Raw genomic sequence first — 9721 nt, 5'->3', positions numbered from 1 at the left:
TTCTTTTGTCACTAGATATTGCTCCAAAACTACGAGCGCGCAAGGTTCGTAACGCGCCTGGCGCGGGGAGCTTTTCGCCACCACGACGGAACCAGCGGCACTCGCTGGTTAGCGCGCGACGCCGAGAGTGCTTCGGCGAGTGTTTTCTGTTGTTTCGAAAACTAGCGAGCGTTAATCGCCCGCGCGGCCGTCAACGTGTTGGCTAATAGCATTGTCACGGTCAGCGGACCCACGCCCCCCGGCACTGGTGTGATATGCCCGGCCACCGCGCGCACCGCTTCGTAATCCACGTCGCCGCACAGCCCGCTTTCCAACCGGTTCATGCCCACATCGATCACCGCGGCGCCTGGCTTCACCATGTCGGCGGTGACGAACCGCGCCTTGCCGATAGCGACGATCAAGATGTCGGCCCGCCGCGTGATTTCGGCAAGATGGTGCGAACGGCTATGGCACACGGTCACGGTGGCGTCGCCGCCGGCGCCTCGCTGCATGAGCAATAGCGCCATCGGCTTGCCCACGATGTCGCTGCGCCCCACCACCACCGCTTCGCGTCCGGCGGTGGCGATGCCGCTGCGAATCAAAAGCTGTTGCACCCCCAATGGCGTACATGGCACGAAGGTGGGCCGCCCCTGCGCCAAGCGACCCACGCTATCGGGATGAAAACCATCCACGTCCTTCGCCGGCGACACCGCGTCGAGCACCCGAGTGGCGTCGATCTTTTCTGGCAGCGGCAACTGCACCAAGATGCCATGCACCTCCGCCGCGCGGTTCAATTGGTCGACAAATGCCAATAGTTCGTCGGTCGTCGTGGTCGCCGGCAAGCGATGCAGTTGGCTCGCCATGCCCGCCGTTTCGCAGGCCTTGCGTTTGCTTTTCACGTACACTTCGCTGGCCGGGTTTTCGCCCACCAACACGGCCGCCAGGCACGGCGTCACCCCCGACTTTGCCTTGAAGTGGGTCACCTCTTCGCGAATCTCGGCCTGAATCTGCAGAGCCAGCCCCTTGCCATCCAAAATCTGCGCGGTCATGACGCTCCTTGTCCCGAAACAGTGCTCTGCTCAGTGGTATGTGCAACCTACAGCAGGCCGGCCGCTATCAACAGGCGCAGCGCCGCGTAGGTGAACATGCCGGCCACCAGATCGTCGGCCATGATGCCCAGCCCCTTGGGCAACCGCTCAAACCAGCGAATCGGCGGCGGCTTGGTGATGTCGAAGATCCGAAAGATGACAAACGCCGCGGCCAGTACCCGCCACGAATGCACGTTCAATCCCCACAGCGCCACCGGCAGCGCCAAAATCTCGTCGAGGACAATGGCGTTGGGGTCTTTTACCCGCAGATACTTTGCCATGGCGGTGCAGATTGGCACACTCACCCCCCACAGCGCCGCCAGCACGAATAATCGCAGCCAAAAGCTGGGGATTTGTTCGAGCCCGAATGCCAGGACCAGTCCCAACAGCGAGCCCACTGTGCCCGGTAGCACGGGCGAATAGCCGGTGTATGCCCCCGTGGCCAAAAAAATCGCCACCGGATGCAGCGGTTTGACTTGGCGAACGTCGAGTTGAGAAGGTTCCGTGGTGTTCATGGGTGGCCCATGCTACCCCCATTTGCTAGCGGGCAACAAGTTGGTCGCTGTTTGGCATAAATCTGGCGTGGTGGCGAATTTGACTGGCCACTATACTCCGCGCGGGTCGAAGCCGTATAATGACGACAATGGCGGTCAGCATGCTTAACATTGCTGCCGCCAGCCTCGCCATTGCCTCACTCCCGCCTTCACCACATCGCTAGCGATCATGTCGGAACCTCAAAAACTCAGCCCGGTCGAAACCATCAAGAGCGAAAGCAATTATCTGCGCGGCAATATCGTCGCGGAGATGAAGGATGGCAACGACTTCTTCAGCAAGGGCAGCACCAACCTGCTCAAGTTCCACGGCACCTACCAGCAAGACGATCGCGAGGCGCGCACCAAGCGCGACGGACAGAAGAGCACCAAAGAATACATCTTCATGGTCCGTCTCAAGTTGCCGGGCGGTAAGCTCAATAGCGAACAACTTCTGGCGCAGTTCGACATGTGCGACGAGCTCAGCAATGGCGGCTTGCGCATCACCACCCGCCAGGGAATTCAGTTCCACGGCGTGCCCAAACGCAACCTGTGGGAAACAATCCATCGCATCAACAAGATGCAGCTTTCGACGCTGGCCGCCTGTGGCGATGTCGAGCGCAACGTGATGTGCTGCCCGGCGCCTCATTATCACGACCCCGTGCATAACGAGTTGCAAGCGCTGGCCGATCGGTTGGCCTCGCATTTCGCTCCGCGCACGCGCGCCTATCACGAAATTTGGGTGCGCGATCCCGACACCGACGAGGAGCAACTCGTGGCGGGCGGACCCAACGGCCATGAGGTGGAGCCGATCTACGGTCCCTCGTATCTGCCGCGCAAGTTCAAGACCGCCATCGGACTGGCCGGCGATAACTGCGTCGACCTCTACGCCAACGACCTGGGCCTGATGGCCGTGTGCGAAGATTATCGCATCGTCGGCTACAACGTGCTGGTCGGTGGCAGTTTTGGCATGACCCCGAGCGCCGCCAAGACCTTTCCGGCGGTCGCCAAACGCATGACCTTCATTACCCCCGAGCAGGTGGTCGACGTCGCCACCTCCATTGTCAAAGTGCAGCGCGACTTTGGCGACCGGGCAGATCGCAAGCACGCCCGCATGAAATACCTCATTCACGATTGGGGGCTCGATCGCTTCAAGGCCAAGGTCGAGGAGTACTACGGTCATCCCCTCCCCGATCCGCACCCCGAAGACATCTGGGGCTTCGACGACCATATGGGCTGGCACGAGCAGGGGGACGGCCGCTGGTTCTACGGGCTGAACGTCGAAAACGGTCGCATCGTCGATCGCGAAGGATTCATGGCCAAGACTGCTTTCCGCGAGATTTGCCGCCGCATCAAGCCGGGCATTCGCCTCACCTCGCATCAGAGCATCCTGTTCACCGATGTCGACGAGGCCGACCGCGCCACGCTCGAAACCATCCTCCGCGATCATGGCGTGCCGCTCACCGAGCAGTTCTCCAACGTTCGCCGTTGGTCGATGGCCTGCGTTGCCTGGCCTACCTGCGGGCTGGCCATCACCGAGAGCGAACGCGTGCTGCCGGGCGTGATCGATCACCTGGAGGCCGAGGTCGCCAAGCTGGGACTCGCCAGAGAAATCTTTACTGTCCGCATGACCGGCTGCCCCAACGGCTGCGCTCGCCCCTACAACTGCGATGTCGGTCTTGTGGGCCGCAGTCAGGACAAATACACCGTGTACCTCGGCGGACGCGTGCTGGGCGATCGGCTCAACACCAAATACAAGGACATGGTCCCGCTCGAAGAGATCACGCCCACCTTGGTCCCCTTGCTCACTTACTTCAAGCACGCGCGCGAACCGGGCGAGCGCTTTGGCGACTTCTGCCATCGCAAGGGGGTTGAAGACCTTGCCGCCTGGGCCGATCAGTTCGCGGCGCAAACCGCGGCCGCCTAGTCGCGCCGCCGCGACTGCGAGAGGAAAGGATGCCGATGTCGCCGCTGGCTCCCTGGATGAAGTGGTTGCTCCGCGCCGCCGGCACGTACAACCTGCTCGCCGGCATCGACATGCTCTGCCTCTATCACGAGACCTACAAGCTGCTCCAAATGGAGAAGCCCGAGGTCAATCTGTTCATTCAATTGGTCGGCGTGCTGGTGGCGCTGTTTGGCGTGGGTTACTGGCTGGTGTCGCTCAATCCGCTGGAGAACCGCAACGTCTTGCTGCTTGGCCTGTTGAGCAAGCTGCTCGGTTCGATCCTCGGTGTGTACTACGTGGCGGTGGGCAAGCTGCCGCTCTACTTTCTGGCCATCCTGCTCGTCTCCGACATCATGTGGCTGCCGCCGTTTTGGATGATCTACCGCCGCCTCCGCGAGCAACGACTTGCCTACCAACTGCTCCCTCGCGGCGCGAACTGATCCCTATCCACTGAACAAGATCATCGCCGCCAGCGGCGCCACGAGCCCGGCCCCGACAAACCATTTGCCGCGTCCGGCCAGTCCGTGGCGTCCACGCGCGACGAATAATCCCGTGGCGGCGATCAGTATCAGCGATGCCGCGAACACGTCGGAAAACACCTTCCACCATTTCGCCGGATTGAGGTGCAGCGTGTTGACCTGATAGAGCAGCGGCCGCCGCCGAATCGTCTCGTACTCTCCCTGGCCGTCGCTCAAGTGGGCCACGATCGAGCCATCCTTGAGATAAATCTTCACGCGGCTCGCCGAGGGAAAATCAAAGCCGCGCAAGTTGCTGGCCTCGCCCAGCGGTTCCAGGTTGGCCAGCACCGCTCGCTCGGTCACCTGCGACGCCTCGCTCGGCAAATCGAGCGTCACCGCGCGGCGCTCGATCACGAAGCTGGGGTTCCAGTCGTCCACGTGATTCACGGCCAGGCCCGACACCGCGTAGAGCAACAGCGCGCCCGTGAAAAAATACCCCATGTCGCGATGCAGCGCGACGATCCAGCCGCGCCACTTCATCGCCGCCGCTCCTCGGCCGCCAGGCCGATCGCGGTTTCCTTCGCCAGGGCCGTCCGCGTCGCTTCGATCACCCAGTTCGTCAGTTTGCCGTCGGGCAGGATCGAGTCGGGCACGTACGCCACGCGGTCGCCTGCGGCCAATTCCTCGACCGCCTTGCCGATGATGCGATCTTGAAACATTTCATCCCGCGCCACCAGCACCGGAATGACGATGGCTCGCTCGTGGTTGCTCAAGACCTTGCGAATCGCCTCCTTCGTCGGCTCCAGTGAGTACCGCACGATGTGACCGCACCAGCAATGCGTCGCCGCCGCCACGCCGGTCTTCTGGCAGACGTTTTCGCCCAGCTTGGAGAAGAAGCTGGTCCACTCCTGGTCGTAGCCCTCGTCGCCATAGGCCACCAGCACCACCCCTTCCTTGGCCGAGTCGCGACTGAGCGCCTTGACGCGCCGCGGCAGGTTCGATTCCAGCAGTTCAGAAAAATCCAACAGCGGCGTGATGGACACCCGCGCCTTGGCCACATAGCGCTCGATGCCCTCGGCCTTCATCGCCGCCAGGGAGTGCGCGTCTTCCTTGGCGCCGATGATGGTGGGGATGTCGTCGAACGAGTGCGAGCTGACGGTCAATAGCAGCGGCACGAGGATCACCCGGTCGTACCCTGCCGCGTCGAATTCCTTGAGCCGAGTGGCGATCGATGGCTCGGTGTATTCCATGAACGCCGATTTCACGCCGCTCACGCCGGGCAAATCCAATAGCCGCGGCTCGACTTCGTCATGGAATTCGAGCAGCATCTTACGCCAAGAAGCCGAGCGCGAGCCGTGGCTCACCAGCAAGACGCCTGTTTTGAGCGAGCTGGCGCGCGGGGTTGAACCCTCGGCGGCATCGCCAGCGGCGCTTGCGGATAGACCACGCCCTGCGGCGATCCACACGACAGTGGAGATAGCCAGGACGGCGAAGATCGCCACCCCGGTGAATTGCGACTTCGGTAGGCGAGCTTTCATTGCGAGCACCCTCATAACTGGAAATAGGCCAAGTTCAGAACCAAGTTCCGGATTGCGGTGCTGCCGTGATATTACTGAGACTCAGTATCACACGTCTAGTGGTAAATCTCACAATTTCCTGCGAATTTGGATGGCCATTTGCGTTTACCCGCGAACAGGCCGAAATGGAGGCCAGCACATGCGCCGCCGCGAGGTTGGCTGGCCGCGATCGATCGGGCGACGCGCCGGCGCTAGCTATTGCTACCGGTCAGTCCCAACTCCTCGGCCACCCCCTGCATAGCGTCGATCACAAATTGAATATGCTCGTCCAGCGGCACACCCAGGTCGGCCGCGCCCCGCGTGATGTCGTCGCGGTTGATCGCTGCCGCGAACGTCTTCTGCTTGAATTTTTTCTTCACGCTCCGCGCCTCTAGGCCGCGAATCCCCTCCGGCCGGACTAGCGCCGTCGCCGTCACCAGTCCGGCTAATTCATCGCACGCGTACAGCGCCTTGTCCAGACGCGAAATGCGCGGGCAGTCGGTCAGATAATCGGCGTGCGACTTGATCGCGTAGATCACCTCGGCCGTATAGCCGCGCTCGGCCAAGATCTTAGCGCCTTCCAGCGGATGGTCTGGCGGATCGGGCCAGCGCTCATAGTCAAAGTCATGCAGCAGGCCGACAATGCCCCACTGCTCCACGTCCTCGTCGTAGCGCGCGGCGTAGGCCCGCATCGCCGATTCGACCGCCAGCATGTGTTTGCGCAGGCTATCGCTCTGCGTGTATTCGCAGACCAGCGACCAGGCTGAGTCGCGATTCAAGGCTTCGCTCCCTCGGCCTCCTCACTGGCTGCCGTCTGGCCATCTTTCGATTCGGTCTCCTCGGCGGCCGCTTCGCCTTCGGCAGCCGGAAGTGGACTGGCAATCGACTCGCGCCACGGCTTCTTTTGCTTGTAGCTTTCCAGTTCCTTGGACAGCGCTTCTTTCTGCCGCGCGTCCGCCAGTTCCAACGACTTGGTCGACCACTCCACCGCCTTGTCCCAGTCTCCCGATTCGGCGTAGCCCGCCGCCAGCGTGCTCAAGATGTGCGCCTGCTTGTATTCGGTGACTTCGCAGGCCGTTTTGGCTAGTTCCACCGCCCGGGCGCCGTCGCGCAGGTCGTCGTTCGGAGAGGTCGACAACAGCCAGGAGAGATTGTTGAGAATGGTGGGGTTCTTGGGCTGGGCCGCAAAGGCCGCTTCGTAGTCGGCCAATGCCTCTTGGTGCTTGCCCAGCCCCAGATACGCGTCGGCGCGGCCCTGTTTGGCCAGCCAATTGTCGGCATCCTGCTCGAGCACCCGCGTGTAGTCGCGCACGGCCCCCTCGGGGTCTTTGCTCGCCAGTTCGATCGTCGCCATCTGCAATAACAACTCAACGTCGTTCGGCGTCGCCTCGATCGCGGCTCGCAAAGACTCAATGGCTTCCTTCAGTTTGCCGGAGTCGGCCAAAAGCATCCCCCGCATCCGCAATGCCGGGGTAAAGTTGTTGTTCTCCTTCAACACCCGCTCCACGTCGGCCATCGCCCGGTCGCGGTCGCCCAGCGCGTGCAGCGCGTTGGCTCGCAAGAGCAGCGCCATCGGCTGATCGGGAATCAGCTCCAGCGTCTTGTCCAGGTCTTCAATCGCTTCGCTCGCCTTGCCTTGCAGCAGGTAGACCCGGGCCCGTTGGTTGTAAAGCTGCGCCGCTTCCGGCTCCAGCTCAATGGCCTTGTTGTAGTGGGTCAGCGCCTCATCGTACTCGCGCGCCTCGGCCAGCACGGCGGCCAGCGCCGCCTCGTTCAGCGCGTCGCCCGGTTCCAGTTCCACCGCCTTCTGCAGGTCGCGTTTCGCCTCTTCGTATTTTTTTTGATCCGCCAAAAACATGCCCCGCGCCCGCACCGTCTCCACCTCGTCGGGGGCTAGCTTCACCGCCTCGTCCAAGTCCGCGCTCTGCTTCGCGGGGTCTTCGAGCAACAATGCCCGCCCGGTAAGCGCCCGCGCCCGCAGCAGCGTGTCCTTGATGTCGATCTCCAGCGCCTTGTCGAACGCCGCGATCGCCCGCTCGTGGTCTCCCCCAGGCGTCGATTCCAAGCGGCCGATCAAATACCAGGCATGCGGCTGTTTCTCATCGATCTTGATCGCCTGCTCCAGGTCGGTCATCGCCATCGCGCGCAGTTGCCGGTACTGCTGCGGAGATTGAATCTGCCTCGGCGAGCCTCGCAGCACCGCTTCGGCAAACGCCCCGCCCCGTTGAATCAAGCAAGACGCCAGCAACTGCTCGGCAAACGGTTTGTTGTCGGCGTCCAGTCCCTCGTCGATCGCCTCCTTGGCCAAGCGGATCACTTCGCCCAATTGGCTGACGCTCTCGGCGCTGATCTTCAGGTCGATGGCTTCATCCAGTTTCGCCTGGCCGGCGGCCTCGTCGCACCGCGCCGCGGGCAGCCACAGCATCAATATTGTCACCGCAATCGCGACCGCACGAATCGACATGGCCAAAACTCCTATCGAAGCGAATCATCCGTGACCGCCGACGCGCAAGAAACGCGATGCTTCTCGTCGCGCTGCCAGCCAACCTTCGGTAAAACAGGCAAACTGCAAAGATTATTGCCGATGCCGCCCAATCGGGCTACGTGAGTTCCCGGCAATCGTTGGCTTCGGCCGCTCTGAGCGGTGGAGGAAAACCAGCCGTCGTTGGCTCTCTCCAAAAGCTACAGCGGCGCCGGAATGTCGCGCCGGGCAAACACCACCGCCGACACGGCAAATCCCACCAGCCCTAATCCGATGAGCAGCCCATCGAAATGCAGCGACATGGCCCACGCCTTTGCCGGCTCATTGAGCATGAACGCCGTCATCCCCTGCGGTTCATACGCGCCAAAAAAGGTGAAGTACTCCAGCCAACCGAGTTTTTCCACCATGCGGGCCATTACGTTCACGATCAGGCTCAGCGTGTAAAAGCCGCCCAACAGCCCAATCACCCGCCAGCGATAGCGATCGAAGCTCGATACCGCAAAGCTAACCCCAACCAAGAAAAATGTCATCGCGAACAAATTGATGGCCGCCGGCAGAAACGCCCAGATGCTGGTCGGCTCTTCCAGCGTGACGGCCGTCAGCCCGCACCAGGTCCCCGCGAACGACACCACTGCGATGAGCGCGGCGCCGAGCACCGCCACGGCCCCTTTGGTCAGCAAAAGCGCCAGTCGATCGATCGGTTGAGCGAGCAACATTTCCATCGTGCCGCGATCAATTTCGCCCGCCACCGCGTCGGAGCCGCGCGAGATGCCCCACACCGCCGCGGTGAACAGCACCACCGGGTCGACATACGCCAAGGCGATGCGCCCCGCCACCGTGGCCAATTCGTTCACCGGCACGCCCGACAAGTTTTGTATCCCGTTGGGCAGCGTCTTCACAAAATCGGCCAACGGGCCAAGCTGCACCATGCTCGTGATCCACACAAAAATCCAGTGGAACGAGAACATCAAAGCCAGCGAGGCCAGCAGCAGGCCGCGGCACTCAAACAGCGCTTTGCCCCACAGCGCGCGGTTGAAAAAGCTGCGCGCCCCCAACTCGCCATCGCGCGCCGAGATCGCCAGCGCTCCGGTCGACGCCAGCGCCGAGTCGCTCCCCGCCGCGCGACGCGGCGCCAGTTCCGAGGTCGTGCTCATAGCGGCTCCGACTGGTGATAGCGGTCGTACAGCGCTTGCAATCCCACGGGCTCCACCCGCACCTCCGTGATGGGCAGTTGCGAGAGCCAGCCCAACAGTGGCGACAGCTCTCCTGGCGTTTCAATCCGCAGTTCGCCCATGTCGCTCTTTTGCACACAAAGTTCAGCGGCCAAATGCGCCGGCGGCGGCGTCCAGGCTCCGGTCAATCGCGCGCGGATTCGATGCTGCTTGCGCAAGTCGGCCATCACTTGCGTATGCACTAGCTCGCCGCGTCGCAAGATCACCACTCGGTCGCAGCAATGTTCAATTTCGGACAGCACGTGCGACGAGAACATCACCGTCCGCCCGGCGCTACGCGCCTCGCGCACCAAGGCCAACACCTCGCCGCGCACGGTGGGGTCGAGATTGGCCGTCGGCTCGTCCAGGATCACCAGCGGCGCGTCGAGCGCCAGCGTCGCAGCCAGCGCGAGCTTTTGCCGCATGCCGGTCGAAAAAAACGCCACTTTCCGCGTCAGGTCCAACACCAACC

The 9721-nt window shown here is 62.4% G+C and carries 10 protein-coding genes; 2 read left to right on the top strand and 8 right to left on the bottom strand.

What is annotated here, in order from left to right:
• Positions 1 to 161: 161 nt before the first annotated feature.
• Together folD and K1X71_20290 are read right to left on the bottom strand one after the other, a co-directional pair.
• Entirely contained in the window at positions 162 to 1028 is an 867-nt protein-coding gene (gene folD / locus K1X71_20295; protein ID MBX7075490.1) for a bifunctional methylenetetrahydrofolate dehydrogenase/methenyltetrahydrofolate cyclohydrolase FolD, read from the bottom strand.
• A 47-nt stretch (positions 1029 to 1075) separates the two neighbouring features.
• Positions 1076 to 1582 (bottom strand): phosphatidylglycerophosphatase A, encoded by a 507-nt coding sequence (locus K1X71_20290; protein MBX7075489.1) that lies wholly within the window; start codon positions 1580 to 1582, stop codon positions 1076 to 1078.
• Between the two features lie 208 nt (positions 1583 to 1790).
• Here K1X71_20290 and K1X71_20285 point away from each other — a divergent pair, with 208 nt between their 5' ends.
• Together K1X71_20285 and K1X71_20280 are read left to right on the top strand one after the other, a co-directional pair.
• Positions 1791 to 3524, top strand: coding sequence for an NADPH-dependent assimilatory sulfite reductase hemoprotein subunit (locus K1X71_20285; GenBank protein MBX7075488.1), 1734 nt, complete (start codon positions 1791 to 1793; stop codon positions 3522 to 3524).
• Positions 3525 to 3559: 35 nt separating this feature from the next.
• The gene (locus K1X71_20280; GenBank protein ID MBX7075487.1) at positions 3560 to 3982 is read left to right on the top strand and encodes a hypothetical protein; all 423 of its coding nucleotides are present in this window, start codon (positions 3560 to 3562) and stop codon (positions 3980 to 3982) included.
• A gap of 3 nt (positions 3983 to 3985) precedes the next feature.
• On the opposite strand, the gene K1X71_20275 is transcribed toward K1X71_20280, so the two are convergent.
• The 6 genes from K1X71_20275 to K1X71_20250 form a co-directional block, all read right to left on the bottom strand.
• Positions 3986 to 4540 carry a PepSY-associated TM helix domain-containing protein gene (locus K1X71_20275; GenBank protein MBX7075486.1) on the bottom strand — a complete coding sequence of 185 codons (555 nt, stop codon included), beginning with the start codon at positions 4538 to 4540 and terminating at the stop codon, positions 3986 to 3988.
• The gene (locus K1X71_20270) at positions 4537 to 5538 is read right to left on the bottom strand and encodes a hypothetical protein (protein MBX7075485.1); all 1002 of its coding nucleotides are present in this window, start codon (positions 5536 to 5538) and stop codon (positions 4537 to 4539) included. The genes K1X71_20275 and K1X71_20270 overlap by 4 nt, the downstream gene beginning before the upstream one ends.
• Before the next feature lie 230 nt (positions 5539 to 5768).
• Complete coding sequence (locus tag K1X71_20265; protein MBX7075484.1) at positions 5769 to 6335, bottom strand: HDIG domain-containing protein; 567 nt, start codon at positions 6333 to 6335, stop codon at positions 5769 to 5771.
• Complete coding sequence (locus tag K1X71_20260; GenBank protein ID MBX7075483.1) at positions 6332 to 8020, bottom strand: tetratricopeptide repeat protein; 1689 nt, start codon at positions 8018 to 8020, stop codon at positions 6332 to 6334. The genes K1X71_20265 and K1X71_20260 overlap by 4 nt, the downstream gene beginning before the upstream one ends.
• A gap of 218 nt (positions 8021 to 8238) precedes the next feature.
• Entirely contained in the window at positions 8239 to 9192 is a 954-nt protein-coding gene (locus K1X71_20255) for an ABC transporter permease subunit (protein ID MBX7075482.1), read from the bottom strand.
• Positions 9189 to 9721 (bottom strand): AAA family ATPase (locus tag K1X71_20250; GenBank protein MBX7075481.1); only part of this gene is annotated, 533 nt, incomplete at its 5' end. The genes K1X71_20255 and K1X71_20250, both read right to left, overlap by 4 nt.

The organism is Pirellulales bacterium, from assembly GCA_019694455.1.
GTDB lineage: Bacteria > Planctomycetota > Planctomycetia > Pirellulales > JAEUIK01 > JAIBBY01.
This window is presented reverse-complemented; position numbering and strand designations above follow the sequence as displayed.